This window comes from Myxococcales bacterium (assembly GCA_016712525.1).
Classification (GTDB): domain Bacteria; phylum Myxococcota_A; class Polyangia; order Polyangiales; family Polyangiaceae; genus JAAFHV01.
In genome coordinates this window covers 594,437-613,973 of the sequence record JADJQX010000008.1, presented here as the reverse complement: position 1 = coordinate 613,973, position 19,537 = coordinate 594,437, and the positions used below count along the sequence as shown (strand labels likewise).

At 70.1% G+C, this 19,537-nt stretch carries 16 protein-coding genes; 9 read left to right on the top strand and 7 right to left on the bottom strand.

Features of this window, described 5'->3' with window-relative positions; all coding sequences use genetic code 11:
* Positions 1–7 precede the first annotated feature (7 nt).
* On the top strand, positions 8–523 hold the full coding sequence (locus IPK71_32030; GenBank protein ID MBK8218384.1) for a MarR family transcriptional regulator: 516 nt from the start codon (positions 8–10) through the stop codon (positions 521–523).
* Here IPK71_32030 and IPK71_32025 read toward each other — a convergent pair whose 3' ends face one another.
* The gene (locus IPK71_32025) at positions 524–1,648 is read right to left on the bottom strand and encodes an alpha/beta hydrolase (GenBank protein ID MBK8218383.1); all 1,125 of its coding nucleotides are present in this window, start codon (positions 1,646–1,648) and stop codon (positions 524–526) included.
* A gap of 255 nt (positions 1,649–1,903) precedes the next feature.
* Between IPK71_32025 and IPK71_32020 the strand changes: the two genes are divergently transcribed.
* From IPK71_32020 to IPK71_32010, 3 genes are all read left to right on the top strand, one after another.
* Positions 1,904–2,761, top strand: coding sequence for a PhzF family phenazine biosynthesis protein (locus tag IPK71_32020; protein ID MBK8218382.1), 858 nt, complete (start codon positions 1,904–1,906; stop codon positions 2,759–2,761).
* A gap of 137 nt (positions 2,762–2,898) precedes the next feature.
* Entirely contained in the window at positions 2,899–4,710 is a 1,812-nt protein-coding gene (locus IPK71_32015) for an acyl-CoA dehydrogenase (GenBank protein MBK8218381.1), read from the top strand.
* A gap of 100 nt (positions 4,711–4,810) precedes the next feature.
* Positions 4,811–4,996, top strand: a complete 186-nt coding sequence (locus IPK71_32010; GenBank protein MBK8218380.1) for a hypothetical protein — start codon at positions 4,811–4,813, stop codon at positions 4,994–4,996.
* Positions 4,997–5,031: 35 nt separating this feature from the next.
* On the opposite strand, the gene IPK71_32005 is transcribed toward IPK71_32010, so the two are convergent.
* A complete protein-coding gene (locus IPK71_32005; protein ID MBK8218379.1) occupies positions 5,032–5,967 on the bottom strand; it encodes a M23 family metallopeptidase in 936 nt (311 codons plus the stop codon).
* Positions 5,968–5,997: 30 nt separating this feature from the next.
* Positions 5,998–7,887 carry a sigma-54-dependent Fis family transcriptional regulator gene (locus IPK71_32000; protein ID MBK8218378.1) on the bottom strand — a complete coding sequence of 630 codons (1,890 nt, stop codon included), beginning with the start codon at positions 7,885–7,887 and terminating at the stop codon, positions 5,998–6,000.
* 229 nt (positions 7,888–8,116) lie between these two features.
* On the opposite strand from IPK71_32000, the gene IPK71_31995 reads away from it, so the two are divergent.
* Entirely contained in the window at positions 8,117–9,640 is a 1,524-nt protein-coding gene (locus tag IPK71_31995) for an aldehyde dehydrogenase family protein (GenBank protein MBK8218377.1), read from the top strand.
* 76 nt (positions 9,641–9,716) lie between these two features.
* Here IPK71_31995 and IPK71_31990 read toward each other — a convergent pair whose 3' ends face one another.
* A complete protein-coding gene (locus tag IPK71_31990) occupies positions 9,717–10,946 on the bottom strand; it encodes a metallophosphoesterase (GenBank protein ID MBK8218376.1) in 1,230 nt (409 codons plus the stop codon).
* A gap of 103 nt (positions 10,947–11,049) precedes the next feature.
* On the opposite strand from IPK71_31990, the gene IPK71_31985 reads away from it, so the two are divergent.
* Positions 11,050–11,562 carry a peptidylprolyl isomerase gene (locus IPK71_31985; GenBank protein MBK8218375.1) on the top strand — a complete coding sequence of 171 codons (513 nt, stop codon included), beginning with the start codon at positions 11,050–11,052 and terminating at the stop codon, positions 11,560–11,562.
* Positions 11,563–11,795: 233 nt separating this feature from the next.
* A complete protein-coding gene (locus tag IPK71_31980) occupies positions 11,796–12,257 on the top strand; it encodes a hypothetical protein (GenBank protein MBK8218374.1) in 462 nt (153 codons plus the stop codon).
* A gap of 77 nt (positions 12,258–12,334) precedes the next feature.
* Here IPK71_31980 and IPK71_31975 read toward each other — a convergent pair whose 3' ends face one another.
* The 3 genes from IPK71_31975 to IPK71_31965 form a co-directional block, all read right to left on the bottom strand.
* Entirely contained in the window at positions 12,335–14,500 is a 2,166-nt protein-coding gene (locus IPK71_31975; protein ID MBK8218373.1) for a molybdopterin-dependent oxidoreductase, read from the bottom strand.
* Positions 14,501–14,559: 59 nt separating this feature from the next.
* Positions 14,560–14,886 carry a hypothetical protein gene (locus IPK71_31970; protein MBK8218372.1) on the bottom strand — a complete coding sequence of 109 codons (327 nt, stop codon included), beginning with the start codon at positions 14,884–14,886 and terminating at the stop codon, positions 14,560–14,562.
* A gap of 210 nt (positions 14,887–15,096) precedes the next feature.
* Positions 15,097–15,924, bottom strand: coding sequence for a DUF481 domain-containing protein (locus tag IPK71_31965; protein MBK8218371.1), 828 nt, complete (start codon positions 15,922–15,924; stop codon positions 15,097–15,099).
* Between the two features lie 102 nt (positions 15,925–16,026).
* Here IPK71_31965 and IPK71_31960 point away from each other — a divergent pair, with 102 nt between their 5' ends.
* Together IPK71_31960 and IPK71_31955 are read left to right on the top strand one after the other, a co-directional pair.
* A complete protein-coding gene (locus IPK71_31960) occupies positions 16,027–18,180 on the top strand; it encodes a DUF1592 domain-containing protein (GenBank protein ID MBK8218370.1) in 2,154 nt (717 codons plus the stop codon).
* Entirely contained in the window at positions 18,177–19,511 is a 1,335-nt protein-coding gene (locus IPK71_31955; protein MBK8218369.1) for a DUF1552 domain-containing protein, read from the top strand. The genes IPK71_31960 and IPK71_31955 overlap by 4 nt, the downstream gene beginning before the upstream one ends.
* Positions 19,512–19,537 lie beyond the last annotated feature (26 nt).

The window sequence follows — 19,537 nt, the reverse complement described above, 5'->3', positions numbered from 1 at the left end:
TTGACGAATGGCGCGCACGAAGAAGACGAACGAGGAGGCCGAGCTCACGGACGCCAAGGCGGCGAGCACGCTCCAGCTCCTCTTCAAGGCCGCGCGTCTCGTGGACGAAGAGGCGCTGCGGCGAATCGCGGCGATCCCGGGGCGCCCCTCGCTCCGGCGGTCGCACACGGCGCTCCTTCCGCACATCGACCTCGACGGCACGCGGGTCTCGGAGCTCGCCGAGCGTGTCGGCGTGACGAAGCAGGCGATCTCGCAGCTCCTCGACGATCTCGAGGGCGCCGGGGTCGTGGCCAGGATCGCCGATCCGGCGGACGCACGAGGCCGGCTCGTCGTGTTCACCGCCGAGGGACGTCGAGGGATCCTCGAAGGTCTCGCGGTGCTCGCACGCCTCGAGGCCGAGCTCCGTGAGAAGGTCGGCAAGCCTGCGATGGACGGGCTGGCGGTCGGGGTGCGCGCCGTCGTCGAGGAGCTCGGTTCGCGCGTGCCGACCGGGAGCGGGCGCCTACGGAGCTCGCGGCGCTGACTACTTGCCCACGACGCGCTCGAGCGCGCCCGCGAGCCTGCGGCCCCACGAGGTCTCGTCGTGCTCGCCGCGAGGGTCCTCCACCGTGAAGAGATCGCGGCCGTCCCGGTAGCCGTAGGCCGGTGTGACGAGCAGCCCGGCGAGCTCCCTTCCGCGTGTCGTCGCGAGCTCCTCGGTGACCGTGTTGTGCGTGCCTCCTTCTCGGTAGAGGCCCCAGTCGAGGTACACCTTCGGCCGCGTGGCGGAGGAGAGCCCGGGGCCTATCTCGGACAGCAGCGCCGACGTCGCGAGGGGCCCGCCGCGCGTGCCCGACACACGATCGTCGAGGCCGGCCCACAGCGAGGCCGACATGGCGATCGCCCCGCCGAAGACGTCGGGTCGCTTGCCGGCGACGTAGAGCGCCGAGAGACCGCCGTGGGAGGAGCCGAGCACGAAGCGTTGGTCGCGCGAGGCCTGCGTTCGGTAGGCCGCGTCGACGAAGGGGACGAGCCCGTCGGCGAGCCAGGCCGCGTAGGCTTTCGCCCCGCAGCACGCCTCGCCCGTGAGCCACGGCGCGTGGGTATACTCGCGGTTTCGCGAGACCGGCTCCACGGCGACCACCACGACCTCGCGGAGCGCTCCGCGTGCGTACGCGTCGGCGAGGGCCTCGGCCATGCCGAACGTCTTGTTGGCGAGGCCCCCTGGCCAGAACGCCGTGTGACCGTCGTTCATGACGACGAGCGGGTAGCGCGCGCAACTCTCGCCGTATTTCCGAGGGAGGAGCACGTGCACCTTATGGGGCTCCCCGCCGCCGACCGTGAGCGCGTCGAACGTGTGGAAGTAGCCGGCGGTCTTCCCGGCGTCGTGCACGAACGCCTTCTGACCGCGCACGTCGAGGGAGAAGGTCTCGGCGCGCGGCCCGACGTCCGTCGCTTGGCGGCCCGGCACACAGGGCTCGCCGGCGTCGGCCTCGGCGTCGGCGCGGGGAGGTGGCGCGGCGTCGTTCGAGGTGTCGGCGGTCACCTTGGGGGCAGGCGCGCTCGGCTCGGGCGCGGTCTCGGTGGTGGGCGCGAGATCGAGAGCGCAGGCCACGAGCGCCCCAGGGGCGAGGGCGACGGCGAGGGCGAACGAGCGAAGACGAGCCACGTCTGGTGTTTCGCACCTCACAGGTGAGGTGTCAAATGCGAGGCCCTAAGACGTCGCTCGCAGACCTCGAGGTCGAGCCGGGTTGAACCTACGGCCGAGATCGGAGAAGCATGAGCGACGACGCGCCGTCGCGGCGCCGGATCCCATGCTCGCACCGACACGGACCTCGCCCAAGCACGACGCGCACCCTCCGAAGGCGGGAGCACGGGACCGCGCGCGCCGTGACGTCTCCGGCGACGTGCCACGGGGGCTCGTGTGAAGCTCCCGTTCCGAATCGTCAACGTGTTCGGCGTCGAAGGGGGCACCTTCTCCGGCAACCCTCTCTGCGTCTTCCCCGGCTCGGACGGGCTCCCCGACGCCACGATGCAGGCGCTCGCGCGTCAGACGAACCTCTCGGAGACGACCTTCGTGCTCGCCCCGGAGCGTGAGGACACCGACGTTCGTGTGCGCATCTTCACGCCGTCGTACGAGATGCCCTTCGCCGGCCATCCTTCGCTCGGGACGGCGTTCGTGGTCGCGAGGGGGCGCTCGCGGATCGTGCTCGGAACGAACGCAGGTCCCGTCCCCGTGACGGTTCGTGGGCCCTTCTGCGAGCTCCGCGCGGCAAAAGAGCCCACGCTGCGCGCGGTGGAGCCGTCGCGCCGCGACGCCGAGGTCGCGCTCGGGCTCCATGACGGGGCGCTCCGCGAAGCTCCGATGTGGGTCGACACGGGAGCTCCTCAGATCGTCGCGTTCGTCGACGGTGAGGCCACCCTCGCCGCCGCGCGCCCCACGTTCGAGGGGCTCGTGCGGCTCGCGCGCGGGGCCTCGCCCGACGAGTCCATGGTCTATCTCGTCGCCGAGCGTGGCGACGGCACCTGCGTGGCCCGGTTCTTCTTCACGCAGCTCGGTGGGGTCGTCGAGGATCCGGCCACGGGCTCCGCGTGCGCGAACCTCGGCGGGTACCTCGCGTCGGCGCGGGGGCGAAGGGACGTGGCCTTGCGTGTCCTCCAAGGCGCCGACGTCGGTCGCCCGTCCGAGCTCTTCCTCCGCGTCGACACCGACGGCATCTTCGTCGGTGGCCGGGTCGCCGAGATCATGGAAGGGGTCGCGTCGCTCGACGCGGGCGCGTGAAGGACGAGCGCTTCGGCTTCGATGGGCGGCTTTGTAACTGTTGGATATTGCGTTGAAAATGAGCCCGTGTGGCGTGGCGGCGGTGACGCTCGAATTGGGGCTTGCGCGTCGGTCGCCGAGCGACTCTCCTCCGGGCGATGAACGTCCTCCGGCGCCGCGACCTCGCGTTCTTTCTCTACGACTGGCTCGACGTCGAGGCCCTCACACGGCGTGAGAGATACGCGGCCCACTCGCGCGAGACGTTCGACGCCGTCCTCGACACGTGCGAGCGCATCGCGACCGAGCTCTTCGCGACGCACGCGCGCACCTCCGACGAACGAGAGCCCCACTGGGACGGTGAGAAGGTCGTCCTGCCGGCCGAGGTCGGCGTCGCTCTCGACGCCTTCGCGAAGGCCGGTCTCTACACCGCAGGCCACGACGCCGACCTCGGCGGCATGCAGCTCCCCATGTGCGTCGAGAAGGCCGGCTTTGCCTATTTTCTCGCGGCGAACACGGCGACGGCGGCCTACCCGTTGCTCACGCTCGGCGCCTCCAACCTGCTCGTCGCGTACGGCTCGCGCGAGCAGATCGACACCTACGCGAAGCCCATGCTCGAGGGGCGCTACTTCGGGACCATGTGCCTGTCGGAGGAGCACGCCGGCTCCAGCGTGGGTGACATCACGACCCGCGCCGAGCCCGTGCCCGAGCGGCCCGGTGAGTACCGGCTCTTCGGCAACAAAATGTGGATCTCGGGCGGGGACCACGAGCTGTCGGAGAACATCGTGCACCTCGTGCTCGCCAAGGTGCCGGGCGGCCCGAAGGGGACGAAGGGCATCTCGCTCTTCGTGGTGCCCAAGTGGCTCGTCTCGCCGGACGGTGCTCGGGGCGAGCGCAACGACGTGTCGCTCGCGGGCCTCAACCACAAGATGGGCTACCGAGGCACGGTGAACACGCTGCTCGCGTTCGGCGACGGAAAACACACGCCGGGCGGCGCGCCCGGGGCCGTGGGCTATCTGCTCGGAGAGCTCCACGGCGGCATGCGGTGCATGTTCCACATGATGAACGAGGCGCGGATCATGGTGGGGCTCGGGGCCTCGGCGCTCGGCGCGACGGCCTACCTCCACGCGCTCGCCTACGCGAGGAGCCGCCCGCAGGGGCGAAGGCTCGGCGAGCGGGATGCGTCGACGCCCCAGGTGCCCATCGTCGAGCACGCCGACGTGAGGCGCATGTTGCTCGCGCAGAAGGCCTACGCCGAAGGGGGGCTCGCCCTCGGGCTCTACTGCGCGAAGCTCGTCGACGACACCCGCTCGGCCGAGACGAAGGAGGCGCGCGACGAGGCGGCGCTCCTGCTCGAGATCCTCACCCCCATCGCGAAGAGCTGGCCGTCCCAGCACGCGCTCGAGGGCACGAGCCTCGCGATCCAGGTGCACGGTGGGTACGGCTACACGCGCGACTACCCCGTCGAGCGCATGTACCGCGACAACCGCCTGAACCCGATCCACGAGGGCACGCACGGTATCCAGGCTCAGGATCTGCTCGGTCGGAAGGCCGCCATGCAGGGCGGGCGAGCGCTCTTCGTGCTCGCGTCGCGCATGCAGGCCACCATCACGCGCGCGGCCGAGACGAAGGACGAGCGCGCCCGCTTCGGGGCCGAGCTCGGGGCGGCCGTCGCGCGTACGTCGGAGGTGACCGCCACGCTCTTCGGTGCGGGGGATCCGGCGCGCACCCTCGCGAACGCCACGGCCTACCTCGAGGCCGTCGGCCACGTGGTCGTCGCGTGGATGTGGCTCGAGCTCGCGCTCGCGGCCGGGGACGGTGAGGGCGTCGGCGAGCGCGCCGATTTTCTACGAGGGAAGCGTGCGGCCTGCAGGTTCTTCTTCGTGCACGAGCTCCCGCGGACGAGGCCGCTCTTCGACCTGCTCGCGTCGCTCGACACGACCACCCTCGACATGCAGGACGCCTATTTCTGAGTCGATTCGTTACGCTTACATCGACCCACAAACCCGACGCCGAATGTTTCACCTCGGGGCCCGACTTCGGTACGTCATGAGGCGCGAAGGAGGTTGCCCGATGGTGAAGCGCATGGAGACGACTCTCGCCGAAACGCCCACGTTCACGACGGAGCTCCCGGAGCCGCGGCGGCCCTACACGACGCTGCGCTGCGATCTGACCGAGTACGCGCGCGAGCACACGGGCCCGGGGAGCTGGACGGCCGACGACGTCACGCGGGAGACCCTCTCCTTCGAACGCTACTGATCGTGTCGACGGAGCACGGCGGTCGCGCGCGCGAGTCAGCTCGGGAAGGCCATGCCGTCGACGTCGCGGGGCGAGAACGGAAGAGCGAGGCGCCCCGCGGGTTCTCCCTCGCCAAGGTAGAGGGCGTGGTGCTTCGTGAACCGCGTCGGGTAGTAGTGGCGGTCGTGCAAGAGCGCCGTGGCGCGGAGCTCGAGATCGGGGATCGCCCGTAGCGCCTCGCGTTGAGCCGGGTGGGCACACGCGCGGATCTCGTCGTCGATCGCGGCCTCGTCCCAGCGCGAGGCGGGGACCTCCCGTGAGGCCTCGGGTGCCGTGGGCAAGGGCTCGCGCGCGTTCCACAGGTTCTTTCCCTCGCAGGCGAAGGGGTCCACCGCGACGCCGCGGAAGAGCACGTTCATGTGGAGGTGCGGGCTCTCCCACGGGAAGAAGAGGAAGCCGTTCAGCCCGCTCATGCCCGAGAGCGCGAAGGGCTCGCCGCGCGCCACCCGCTGGCCCGGACGCACGAGCGATCGCGCGAGGTGCGCGTGCGTGGTCACGAGCCCGTCGCCGTGGTCGAGCACGACCTTCAGACCGCCTCGGTTGAACTCGCTCGTCACGTAGCCGACGCGCGCGGCCGCGGGCGCGACCACGGGCGTGCCGAGGGGGATCGCGAAGTCGGTGCCGTTGTGGCTGTCGTACGTGAGTGTGCCCCCGCGGAAGTCGCGCACCTGGGTCTTGCGGACGCTCCACCCCTCGCTCGCCGGCGTGGGGGTGTGGTTGAAGAGGTTGTAGACGACGGCGCGGCGCCGCTCGGCCCACGCGCCGAGCCAGAGCTTCATCGCCTGCTCGGGGCGGAAGATGCGAAGGCTGCTCGGACCGAACTTCGTCTTCGGTGTGTGGCTATCGCCCCGCAGCGTGAGCCACGTGTCGTTCAGGCGTTCGCGCACGGGGAGGAGGCCGAAGGCCTCGGACCAGAGAACTCCATTGGGCATGACGACGCTCTACAATAGGTCTGACCTTTGTCAAGGCGCAGGAATTTTATGGCGAACGAGCATCCGGTAGAGGGTGCTCCGGGCGACGCCGAGCTGCCTCGCGGCCTCGCTCATGTTGCCGCGTGCGCCGTCGAGCGCCGCGCGGAGAGCGTCGCGTTCGGCGGTGGCGCGCGCCCCTTCACGGCGGTCGGGGAGGGGAGAGACCAGGGGCGCGGGTGGGGGAGTGGCCTCGCGTATGTCGTCGGGGAGGTGCTCCTCGCCGATGGGGCCGCCGTCGGAGAGCGCGAGGGCGTACGTGAGCGCGGTCTTGAGCTCGCGCACGTTGCCGGGGAAATCGTAGAGGGCGAGCGCCTCTTCGGCCTCGGGGAGCAAGGACGACGCACGCCCCTGCGACAGCGCGGCGACGAGCTCTCGGGCGAGCTCGCGTACGTCGGCGCGTGCACGGAGGGGAGGGAGCGACACCTTCGCTCCCTTGATGCGGAAGTAAAGGTCTCTCCGGAAGGCCCCGGCCTCGACCATCGCCGGCAGATCGCGGCACGTCGCGCACACGATGCGTACGTTCGCGCGCCGGACGTCGTTCTCTCCGACGCGTGAGTAGGTGCCGTCCTCGAGCACACGGAGGAGCGCCGCTTGCGCCGAAGCGGGCAGCTCGGCGACCTCGTCGAGGAAGAGGGTGCCTCCGGCGGCGGCCGCGAATTTTCCGTCTTGGCCCTGAGGCCTCGCGCCCGTGAAGGCGCCGGGGCCGTACCCGAAGAGCTCGCTCGCGACGAGCGACTCGGTGACCGCGCCGCAGTTGATGGCCACGAAGGGCCCGCCCTTGCGAGGGCTCTCGGCGTGGATGGCGCGCGCGAAGAGCTCCTTCCCCGTGCCCGTCTCGGCGAGCAGGAGCACGGTGAGATCGGTGCGCGCGAACCGCTCGGCGGCGTTCTTGGCCGCCACGATCGACGGGTCCGAGCCTAGGATCGTGTCGAAGGCCGATGCCTTTGCCCGGGGCGGTCGCGAGGGAGCGCGGCCTTGTGCGGGCTCCAGGTGCACGATCGTGCCGATCCGCGCGCCGTCGCGGGAGAAGAGCGGCTCGGGGTGGGCCACGAACCTGCGCCCGAGGTCGACCTCGCGGGCTCGCGCTTCGGGAGAGCACGAGAGCTGCTCGAGGACGGCGTCGAGGCCCTCGGCCCGCCCGAGCGCGCGCGCGCCCTCGTTTCGATGAAGGAGCTCGCCACGCGCGCCCGTCACGTACGTCGGGGTGGACGCGCGATCGGCGAGCCGCGTGAGCACGTCGATGCCGCCGGGGACGGCCTCTCCGAACGCGCGCGCCCGTAGCGCCCGCTCGATCGCCCGCCCGGACGCGAGCACGGCGAGCTTGGCGTAGGGGTTGTGCGCCTCGACCGGCCCGGAAACGTTGAGCACGCCCACGAGCCGCCCGGCGGCGTCGTGCACCGGGGTCGCGTAGCAGACGAGCCCGTGGTTCGCGCGCTCGAAGTGGGCGCGCCCCACGACGCACACGGGGACCGCCTCGGCGATGGCGGTGCCGATCGCGTTGGTGCCGCGCTCGGGCTCGTCCCACCGGGCGCCCTCGACGAGGCGCGCCGCCTCCGCGCGGCCCACGAACACCCCTCCGCCACGGCTCGCGAGGATGATGCCCTCTTCGTCGGTGAGGACCGCGAGCAGCCCGTGGGCGTCGAGCTCGCTCGCCATCGGGTCGACGATGGGGAGGCCCTCCTCGAGCAGCGTATCGCAGCGCTCTCGTCGCTCACGGAGCCGGGCGCCGTCGAGCCCCGAGGGCTTCGCCACCACGTCCGCGGCGACGCCGAGGGAGAGCGCCCGCTTCCATCGCGTGAGCACGGGGTGCGACGCGAGCACCCGACCTCGGCTCACGAACCGCTCCCACAGCTCTCGTTCAGGCTCCGGCAACGTCAACATCGGCGTGTCACTCTCCGTCGCTGGAAAGAGGGCGTCGCGCGGCGAGCCTCGTTCCCTCCCTTGTCGTACGACGCCATCGGCGTGTGTCCAAGAGCTGGAGCGAAAGGAGCGACACTGTCCCACGAGGTGGAGCGATTCGCTACATCACGCGGTGCGCCAAAGGCCGAAATTCCCCGAGAATCGCGCGGCACGAGGTGTGCTCTTCGCAGGGCAACGAACGGAGAGAACCATGACCAAATACGTTGCCCCCAATCAGCCCGGATCGAAGGTCGAGTTTCGATCGCGTTATGCAAACTACATCGATGGCATCTGGCTCCCGCCTCGCCGCGAGCAGTACTTCGAGAACGTCTCTCCCGTGAACGGGCGCCCCTTCTGCGAGATCCCCCGCTCCACGGCCGAGGACATCGAGCTCGCGCTGGACGCGGCCCACCGGGCCAAGGTCGCGTGGGGCAAGAAGCCCGTCGCGGAGCGCGCCATGGTGCTGAGCCGCATCGCCGATCGCATGGAGCAGAACCTCGAGGCCCTCGCGGTCGCCGAGACGTGGGACAACGGAAAACCCGTCCGCGAGACGCTCGCCGCCGACATCCCTCTCGCGATCGATCACTTCCGGTACTTCGCGGCGTGCGTGCGCGCCCAAGAGGGGACGTGCGCCGAGCTCGACGACGGCACGGTGGCGTACCACTTCCACGAGCCGCTCGGCGTGGTCGGGCAGATCATTCCCTGGAATTTCCCGCTCCTCATGGCCGCATGGAAGCTCGCCCCCGCGCTCGCGGCGGGCAACGCCGTGGTGCTGAAGCCGGCCGAGCAGACGCCGTTCTCGATCTTGAAGTGGCTCGAGATCGTGGGCGATCTGCTGCCGCCCGGTGTGCTCAACGTGGTGAACGGGTTCGGCCTCGAGGCCGGCAAGCCGCTCGCCTCGTCGAACCGGATCTCCAAGATCGCGTTCACGGGCGAGACCAGCACCGGGCGCCTCATCATGAGCTACGCGTCCGAGAACCTCATCCCGGTGACGCTCGAGCTCGGCGGAAAGTCGCCCAACGTCTTTTTCGCCGACGTGGGCCGCGAGCGTGACGCCTTCTACGAGAAGGCCCTCGAGGGCTTCAACATGTTCGCGTTGAACCAGGGCGAGGTGTGCACCTGCCCGTCGCGTGCGCTCGTCCAGGCTTCGTTCGCGGGCGAGTTCTTGGCTCACGCGACCGAGCGCACGAAGAAACACGTGCCCGGCGATCCGCTCGACACGGAGACCACCGTGGGCGCTCAGGCCTCGAAGGAGCAGCTCGAGAAGATCCTCTCGTACATCGAGATCGGCAAGGCAGAGGGGTGCGAGGTCGCCACCGGCGGCGTGCGCGCGGAGCTCTCGGGTGACCTCTCCGGCGGGTACTACGTCATGCCGACGGTGCTCCGCGGGCACAACCGCATGCGCGTCTTCCAAGAAGAGATCTTCGGGCCGGTCGTCGCCACGACGACGTTCTCGGACTTCGACGACGCGATGGCCATCGCGAACGATACGTCGTTCGGGCTCGGCGCGGGCGTGTGGACCCGTGACGTGCACACGGCCTACCGCGCCGCGCGCGCCATCCAGGCCGGTCGTGTGTGGACGAACTGCTACCACCTCTACCCGGCGCACGCGGCGTTCGGCGGCTACAAGCAGTCGGGCATCGGGCGCGAGACCCACAAGATGATGCTCGATCACTACCAACAGACGAAGAACGTGCTCGTGAGCTACGACAAGAACCCCATGGGCTTCTTCTGAGCGCGGCGCGAGGCCTCTCGCCATGACATGTCGGGCTCGGCGCGGAGGCGTCGGGCCCGCGTGCCTTCGTGCTCGTTCACTCCACCGAGGCGCGGCGCTCGAGGTCGTCGGGCGAGAGGGCGAGCTGCTCGGTGCGAAACCCCGGGAAGAGTCGCGCAGCCACGTAGCGCCCGTCGGCCGTGCGGCTCCGCACGGAGTGACCGGAGCCCGCGAGCACCGTCCCGAGGGGGCTCGCGTCGGCGCGTGCGTCGAACGTGGCCGAGTGGTCCACGCGCTCGCCGTCGTCGAGGATGGCCACTCCTCGCACCTCGAGCACGTCGCCGCGGACGAGCACGCAGGGGGCGTCGTCGTGGCGGCCGCGGGAGCAGTCGGCGCTCACCTGTTCGAGCGTACGGTTTCGGTCCCGGAGCACGCAGGGCACGTCTCCCACGGGCGTGTGCCCCATGATCACTCGGAAAATCCCCTGGCTCGCGAGCGCTTCGCGGAGGCCCTCGGGCATGAGGACGGGGTTATTGAGGTCGTCGGCGGGTCGCCCGTAGACGACGCTCGCCTGGTTGAGCCGTGTCCCGGAGACGGGCGCTTGGTAGGCGACGAGCGCGTCGTACGGGCCGCCGTCGACGAACGCCGAGAGCTCGTCGCGGTAGAACGTCTCGAGCCCCGAGAGCCACGCTTCGAGGTCCGTGGTACGGAGGGCCGGCACGCCTCGCGAGGGCGCCGCCGGGACCACCCCGAACGAGGCGTCCGTCACACCTCCGTGCACGAACAGGGTGACGCCGGCACGGAACGCGAGGCGCGCCATCGAGAGGTAGGTAAAGAGGGGGCCATCGGGGGTGATGTCGGCGAGGTAGCTCTCCACCACGTCGGCGTCGGTGGCCTTGCCTCCGTCCCTCATGAGCTCGGCGCGGCGGTGCTCGAACGCCCCTTTGGCCCCCATCGTGTGCTCGAGCAGGAACCGAAGCATCTCGGGCCGAGACCACCCGGAGGCCTCGGGTGGCGCGCGGCGGTGCGTCTCGCCCGAGAGCTCACGGGCCAGCCGGAGCTTGTTGATGTCTCGGTTCCCGGCGAGCAAGACGACCTGGTCGGGTTGCCGGCGTTTGGCGTCGACGAGCGCCCTCACGATGCGAAGGCCGTACGGTCCTCGATCGACGGTGTCGCCTCCGAAGACGAAGAGGCCCCCCGGCGCGACGTGGAGGGCGCCCGCATCGTCGAGACGGACGACAGGGTTGTCGCGGCAGAAGCTCTCGACCTTCGACCACATGCCCTCGGCGTCGGTCAGGTAGGCGATGGCGGGCGCGTGGTCGGTCACGGGCCGACGATAGCAAACACCGGCGTGGCGTCGGGCGGCGTGGGCCCGGCCCCTCCATTTTTGGGGCGCCGAGCGGCCCGCCGTGCACTAAGGTTTCGCCCCGATGGCAAACCCCAAGGCAATTCTCGACACGTCGCTCGGCCCCATCACGGTCGAGCTCTTCATCGACCAGATGCCCCTCACGGCCGGCAACTTCGTGGAGCTCGCGAAGGGCGGCTTCTACGACGGGCTCCACTTCCACCGCGTCATCGACGGCTTCATGCTGCAGTTCGGCTGCCCGCACAGCAAAGACCCGCAGAGCCCCCGCGCCGGCACCGGCGACGGCCCCAAGGGCACCATCAAGGACGAGCACACGGCCAAGCTCTCGAACGAGCCCGGCACCTTGTCGATGGCGAACACGGGACGACCGAACAGCGGATCGTGCCAGTTTTTCATCAACACGGTCCACAACTCGTACCTCGACTGGTTCACGCCCGGCCCGTCCAAGCACCCCGTGTTCGGCAAGGTGGTCGAGGGCATGGACGTCGTGAAGAAGATCGAGAAGACCCGCACCGACGCGAGCGATCGCCCGGTGTCGCCGGTCAAGATGAACAAGGTCACGATCGTCGAGGCCTGAGGCGCGCCGCGCCCCCCGCCCGCGCGAGCACCCCCGGAGCCGAAGGGCCGCCGGGGGTTCTTTTTTTCGCGGAGGCCGAGGCCTCGGGGCCCTCGATTGAATGCCTCGTGTTGCGCCGCCGTCGCACGGGTTGCGTGATACCGTAGCTTGGCGCTCTCGATGGCCCCCTCGCAGCCTCGCCCCTTCGGGCGTGCCGTCCTGGCCTTCGTGCGCACGAAAGGACCTACTCGACCATGACCTCCTCGTCTCCGAAGGCCCGCATCTCCGTCGCGGCCGGTCTCGCCCTCGTCGTCGCGGCCGTCGTCTCCACCACCGCCTGCGCTCGCCAGGACGAAACCGCGCCCCCGCAGACCGGCGCGCCGGGGCAGCCCGGATACCCGCAGCAGGGCTACCCGCAGCAGGGTTACCCGCAGCAGGGTTACCCGCAGCAGCCGCCGCAGCAGGGCTACCCGCAGCAGGGAGGCTATCAGCCGCAACCCGGCGTCCCCCAGCAGCCCACCCCGGCTCCCACCGCGGCGACGCTCTCCACGCCGGGCCCGATGGCGCTCCCCTGCCAGACCGATCAGAGCTGCGGCCTCGCGAAGTGCAACACCCAGTTCCAGAAGTGCGTCTTCCCGTGCCTCCAGCCGACGGATTGTGCGGCGGGCGCGTCGTGCAACACGATGACCGGCCTCTGCCTCCCCGGCGGCGGCTGACCATCCCCTTCCGCGACGAGACGAGGGTCGCCGTGGCCTCCACGGTGCCCCTCGTTTGCTTTTGTCGATCGTGAGCCCTATTCGGCGGCCGAGCTCTCCCCGACGGCAAGCTTCGTGAGCGTGACCGGGACACCGTTCAGCACGGCTGTCCCCGAGAGCGTGTCCACGCGGGTCTCGTCGGTCACGTCGTTCACGTTCGCTCCCTCGAGGGCGCGCGCCACTCGCAGCTCGGTCGCGGAGTGCCCGTATCCGTGAGGTAAGCTCACGGAACCTTTGCCGATTTCGTCGCTCACCGTCACCGTGGCGACGAGCTCCCCCGCGCGCGAGCGGACCTTGACGCGGTCTCCCGAGCCGAGGCCCCGGGGCGCGGCGTCGTCGGGGTGCACGAGCAGCGTGCAGACGGGGGCGCCGCGCGTGAGGCGAGGCACGTTGTGCATCCACGAGTTGTTGCTGCGGAGGCCTCGTCGTCCCACGAGGAGGAGCTCTCCTTCGCGCCGCGTGCTGCGTTCGAGCTGCGCATCGAGGCGTGAGGTCCCCTCGACGAGCGGCTTCGGCGCGAGGTCCACGGGGCGCCCCTCGAGCAGCTCGGCGAGGCGGGGCTCGAGCGCGCCGAAGTCGACGCCGTGGGGCTCGGCGCGGAGGGCTTCGAGCGACGTCCCGTAGGGCCCGGTGCGGAGGAGCAAATCGAGGATGCGACGGCTGCCCATGGCGCGCGCGGAGCCGACGACGGCCCGAGCGGCGAGGCCCTTCATGGTGGGATTGCGGCGCGAAAGCACGCGCCCTGCGAGGTCCGTGAGGATGTCGAAGTCGTGGCGTGTGTCGCCCCTCGGGGCGAAGAGGGCCTCGGCGTACCGAGCGACGTTTCGCACGGCGAATGCGTAGAGCACGAGGTCGTAGTGGTCTCGCTCTAGCCCGAACGTCGGTGGCAAGAGGATGTGCGCGTGCCGTGTGGTCTCGTTGCGGTAGAGATCGACCGACACCATGAAGTCGAGCGTCTCGAGGGCCTTTCCGAGGCGCGGACCGTTCGGTGCGCTCGACACGGGGTTGCCGGCCATGGTGACGAGCGCGCGAATCTTGGTGCGTCCCTCGGACTCGATCTCTTCGGCGAGCGCGGCGACGGGGAGCTCTCCACCGAACTCGGGCAAGCCGCGCACCTTCGTTCGAAACCTCGCGTAGCTGCCGCGCATGCCGAGGCGGGAGGCGAGCTTCGCGACGTCGACGGCGGGGGTCGCGAGCATCTTCCCGCCGGGGCGATCGAGGTTGCCGGTGACCGCGTCGAGGGCGAGGGCGAGCCACGCCGCGAGTCCCCCGTGCTCTTGGGTGCAGGCGCCGAAGCGCGCGTAGCAGGCAGCGCCGCTCGCCGTCGCGTGGGCGCGCCCGAGCCCGCGGATCGTGTCGGCCGGGATGCCCACCGCGTCGGCGACACGCTCGGCCGGGTAGCGCCGCGCCGTGCGTTCGAGCTCCGCGAGCCCCACGAAGGGCACACCCATGCGCTCGGGCCGCGCGAGCCCCTCGGCGAAGATCGTCTCGAGCATCGCGAGCAAGAGGAGCGCGTCGGTCCCGGGGACGATGAAGTGGTGCGCGTCCGCGACCTTGGCCGTCTCGGTGCGACGCGGGTCGACGACGACGATCTTGCCCCCGCGCGCGCGGAGCCTTTCGAGGCGCTTCTTGGTGCCCGGCGCGGTCATGATGCTCCCGTTCGAGACGAGCGGGTTCGCCCCGAGCACGAGCAAGTGGGACACCCGGTCGAGATCCGGCACGGGGAGGAGCGTCTGGTGGCCGAGCATCAGGTACGACGCCAGCATGTGCGGCAGCTGGTCGACGCTGGTGGCCGAGAAACGCGAGTAGGATCCCATCGACTGCGAGAGCACGATCGAGCCCAAAATCCCGCCGTACGAGTGCACGAGCGGGTTGCCCGTGTACGTGCCGACGGCGTGCGGGCCGTGCCGGTCGAGGAGCTCGGCGAGGCGCGTGGAGGCCTCGTCGAGGGCGGCGTCCCACGTGACACGCGTGAACGAGCCTCCGCGCGTGCGTCGCATGGGCTCGGTCACGCGATCGGGATCGAGCCTCACGTCGTCCAGGGCGGCCGCCTTCGGGCAGAGGTACCCCTGGCTGAATCGGTCGTCCCGATCGCCCTCGGTGCGAAGCACACGGAGCACCCCGCCCTCGTCGTGCCCCACGTTCACGACGAGCCCACACGAGGCCTCGCACAACATGCACGTCGCCGTCTTCGTCTGGCTCATCGCCGAAGAGCGTGCGGGGTTCGCCCGTGCATCGTCAACCGCAACCTGCGGTCTGCGCGTCAGTCGTCCTCGCGCCGTGGGTCTTTGCGGCTGACCTCGATCCGCTCCACGACCGACCCGCGCCGCCGCTTCTTCGGGGAGACCCGGCTTATCGGGAGGGTGCTCGGGGTGCGCGACGCCGGAGGGGCGTCGGACGCGACGAGGCGCACCTCGGAGATGGGCTCGTCCGGCGTGGGCGGAAGGGACGACGAAGGCGCGACCCGCGCGACGACGGCGCTCTCGGGGGCCTCGGGGACCGCGACCTTCGCGGGGCGCACGGTCTCTCGCTCGGAGGCGACGATTCGCTGAGGGCCGATTCCAGGGAGCGTCTTGTCTTCGGGGATCATGCTTTCTGCGCCTTGGTCGGTCGTGCTCGGGCCGCGAACCGCACCATTTTTCATGGTACATGCTCCCACGCTCGATAGCCGGGGCCTTCCCTTACGATTTCGTTCGGTGCGGGCGCGCTGCTCGAGTGAACGTGTCACGCAGGTGCCACCCCCATGTCGGGAGATCGGGGGCAAGGTGCGCGCTCCCGCGAAGGCCCCTCGATGGGCCTGTCAGAACGAGACCTTCACCGACGCCGTGAGACGGAGGTCGGTCGGTCGCACGCCCGTGGGAGGACGGGTGTCGTGGAGCAGCGATAGCGCTTGGCCCAGGGCCAGCACGTCGGTGACCTTGACCTGCGTCTCGAGCTCGGTGAGCGTGCGGAGATCTTCGGGGCGAGCCCACGCGGGCTGCAGGTACGACGTCAGCTGAAAAAGGACGCTCTTCTCGCGCGGCTCGGCGCGCACCGCGAGATAGCTCGTCGACCTATGGGAGAGCTCCGTCTCGGGGTCGGGCGCGCCGGGCGCGACGTCGATCCGGTTGTGCTCGAGCATCGTGCCCGTCCCGGCCCAGAGCTGGAGCCCTTCGCGGTGCACGAGGTCGACGCGCAGGCCGGTGCCGCCGAGCGCGCGGGAGCGGAGCCTCAGGAACTCGTTCGTCTGCACCTGCGCGAAGACCTCGGTGCCGAAGCGCTCGCGCCACATGGCGGTCCACCGGGCGTGCACGAACGTCTGGCTGATGTAGGGCTTCGCGGTCTCCTCGCCGAGGGCCGTGCGCTCGGCGTAACGCCCGCTCGCCATGACGAACACCCGTTGGCTCGAGAAGCGTGGACCCGGCTCGTCGGTTTTGTCGCGGAGCGTCTCGTAGACGACACGGACCGTGGCGCCGAGGTCGAGAAAATCGACGTTTCCCTTGGCGAGCCCGAGGGACAGCTCGGCGCCGAGCGAGAGGCCGTCGTCCACCACCCGCGGTCGCAGGGCCTCCGTGTTGACCTGGGCCCACGTCGAGGTGGGCCACAGGCACACCACGAGGACGGCGATGCCGAGCGGACGACGAGCCAAAGTGCGGCAAATTCTCCTTTGATTTCGCGGGCGGGTCCACTCCTTAGGCCGAATGGGTTGCCTTTCGCGTAACTCCCCATAGAGTGACGCGCGGAGGGTCTCATGCGTGTATTCCTCATCGCCGGGTTGCTCGCGGTCGTCGGCGCGACCGCCCTCGGCTGCAACGACAAGTCCACGCGCTCGGACGTCGCCGACGTCACGAAGGGCCAGGCCCTCTACAAGGACCTCTGCGCGAGCTGCCACGGCGCGAAGGGCGAGGGCGGCGTCGCCCCGGGCCTCCGCGATTGGTCGCGCGGCGAAGAGACGCTGGTCAAGATCATCGACGAGCGCATGCCGCAAGGCGCACCCGAGAAGTGCGTCGGCGACTGCCCTCCCCAGATCGCGCGCTACATCCTCGACACGTTCAAGGGCGAGGTCGTGTGCGAGGCGCCGAAGCCCCAAGCGCGTGGGCTCCGCCTCCTCTCGCGGCGCGAGCTCGAGGCCACCGTGGCGGACCTCTTGGGGATCGCCTCGGCCTCCGCGCCCGCGCCGGCCGACACGTGCGGCGTCGTTCGGTTCACGTACGACCCGGGCGCGCGCTCCGTCACCAAGGTGCACGTCGCGGGCAGCTTCAACGGGTGGCCGGGCACGATCGCCGGCGGCGGATACGCCCTGTCGAAGATGGGCAACGTCTTCTCGCTCGACAAGCAGCTCCCGAACGGGCAGCACCAGTACAAGCTCGTCCTCGACGAAAAAGACTGGATCCCCGACCCGTCGAACACGCGCCGCGGCCCCGACGGCTTCGGCGGAGAGAACAGCCTCGTCGACGTGAGCTGTCAGGGCGGCTCCGGCACGACCAAGCCGAACGACACCCTGCTCGCGTCGGCGTTCGCGTCGTACCCGAAAGAGGCGAGGCCCGAGGGCTTCCTCTTCGATCACCACGGCCCGTCGCGCGTCACGAGCGCGACCCTGTCGGAGGCGGTCTTCCGCATGGCGAAGGTCGTCACGGATGGCGCCGACATGCCCAAGCTGCTCGCGTGCGCGAACGTCGACGAGGGCTGCGCGAAGTCCTTCGTCGGGCGCATGGGCCGCAAGGTCTTCCGCCGCCCGCTCTCGGCCGACGAGGTGAAGCGCTACGAAGCGCTCGCGCTCTCGGGCTCGGACCGCACGAAGAGCGCGCGCCATGCGCTCCGCGCCATGCTCACGTCGCCGGCCTTCCTCTACCGATCCGAGGTGGGTGAGAAGAAGGGAGAGACCTTCACGCTCACCGGCTGGGAGATCGCCTCGGCCATGTCGTACGGGATCACAGGCTCGATGCCCGACGATGCGCTCTTCGCCGCCGCGGAGAAGGGGGAGCTTGCGACTCGCGAAGGGCGTGAGCGCGAGGCCCGGCGCCTCCTCTCGCTGCCCCGCACCCGAGCGCACCTCGGTGAGTTCGCCGCGCAGTGGACCGGGGCCGACAAAGTCCTCGAGGTCGAGAAGCAAGCGTCGCTCTTCCCGAACGACTCCCCGGCCCTCCGCGCGTCGATGCGGGAGGAGACTTCGCGCTTCTTCACGCACGTCGTGTTCGACGGCTCGCACAAGGCGTCGGAGCTCTTCACGGCCAACTACACCTTCGTCGACGCCGAGCTCGCCAAGCACTACGGCATGCCCGCGCCGAAGGCCGCCTTCGAGAAGCAGACCTACCCCGACGGGGCCCGCTCGGGCCTCCTCGGTCACGCGGGCATGCTCGCGACGACGTCGCACTCCGACCAGTCGTCGCCCATCCGCCGAGGCCTCTTCGTGCGGCGAAACCTGCTCTGCCAGGAGCTCCCGCCGCCGCCGCCGAACGTCGGGGGTGTGCCCAAGATCGACCCCAACGCCACGACGCGCGACCGCTTCGCGCAGCACACGGCGAACCCCTTCTGCGCGAGCTGCCACAAACACATCGACCCGGTCGGCTTCGGCTTCGAGCGGTTCGACGCCATGGGCAAGCTCCGCGACACCGAGAACGGCAAGCCCATCGACGCGAAGGGCGACATGACCGACGTCGAAGGGCTCGGCAAGGGCACGAGCGCGCCGTTCTCCGACCTCACGACGCTCGGGAAGACCTTGGGGGCCAGCAAGGCCGCCGAGGCGTGCGTCGCGAAGCAGCTCTACCGCTTCACTCGCGGTGTGATGGAAGACGACATGTGCACGACGCGGCCTTACGAGGCCCGTCTCGCTGCGAAGGGCGGAGACATCCGCGAGCTCTTGGTCGACCTCGTTTCCTCCGATGACTTCACGGTGCGCAAATGAACCGCAATCCCATCTCTCGCCGCTCGCTCCTCCGTGGTGTCCTCGGCGCCGCCATGATGTCGCCGTTCGCGGGGCTCCTCAAGACGGCCTCGGCCGACGGGGCCAACGGGCCCTGCAAGCGTGTGATCTTCTTCTACTTTCCGGACGGGGTGCCCGACCCGGGTGGTGCGGCGGGCAAGTGGTTCCCGAGCGGGAGCGACACGAATTTCACGCTCTCTGAGAACCTCCAGCCGCTCGCGCGCTTCAAGAACGACTCGATCTTCCTCCGCGGCCTGAGCATGGGCGCGACCGACTCGGGCAGCCACCCGGGTGGCGCGAAGAAGCTCCTCACGGCCGTCGACGGAGGTGGGGGCGAGTCGATCGATCGCTGGCTCGCGCGCAACGTGGGCAGCGCGTCGCCCGTCTCGCACCTCTACCTCGGCGCCATGGCGGCGCAGAACAACGCGAGCGGCGACAAGTTCATCTCGTACGTCGGCCCGGGCACCACCGTCGCCCCCGAGGACGATCCGCGCGCCGCCTTCTCTCGCCTCTTCGGGAACGCGAACCCCGGCGGCGGGGCGCCGACCGGCCCGAACCCCGACGACGTGAGCGTGCTCGACACGGCCTTCGCCGATCTCGAGGAGCTGCGAAAGCGCACGGGCGACGTCGAGAAGGCGAAGCTCGATCTCCACCTCGAGGCCCTCCGGGACGTCGAGAAGCGCGTGAAGGGCCTCGGCGCCACGCCCACGGCGTCGTGCCAGAACCCGCTCGTGAACCTCGCCGGACTCACGAGCCAGAACCTCTACGACGCCGCCACGTTCCCGCAGATCCTCCGCGCCCAGAGCGACCTCATGGTGCAGGCGATGGCGTGCGGCCTCACGCGCGTGGGCGTCATCCAGTGCTCGCAGCACACGAGCGAGCTCATCATGAGCCGGTTCCCGGGCTCTCCTCTCTACAAGCCCAACTTCGACATGCGCAGCCACCAGGCCTCGCACTACGGCGATCCGGGGGATCCGAAGTTTGCAGACTACACGGCGCAGCGCACGTGGTTCGTCTCGCAGGCGGCGTACGTGCTCGAGCAGCTCGCGGCGCGCCCCGAGGGCAGCGGCACGATGCTCGACCATAGCCTCGTCGTCATCTGCTCCGAGGTCTCCGACGGCAACACCCACACGCACGACAACATGCCGTTCATCGTGTGTGGCAAGGGCGGCGGCGCCGTGCGTACGGGCCGCGTCATCGACACGAACGGCCGCCGCCACGGCGAGCTCTGGGTGTCGATCGCGCGCGCGATGGGCGCGAACCTCGGGAGCTTCGGCTCCGGCGGCGGTCCGCTGCCCGGCGTGCTCGTCTGACGATCACCACACGTTCGACCTTCGAA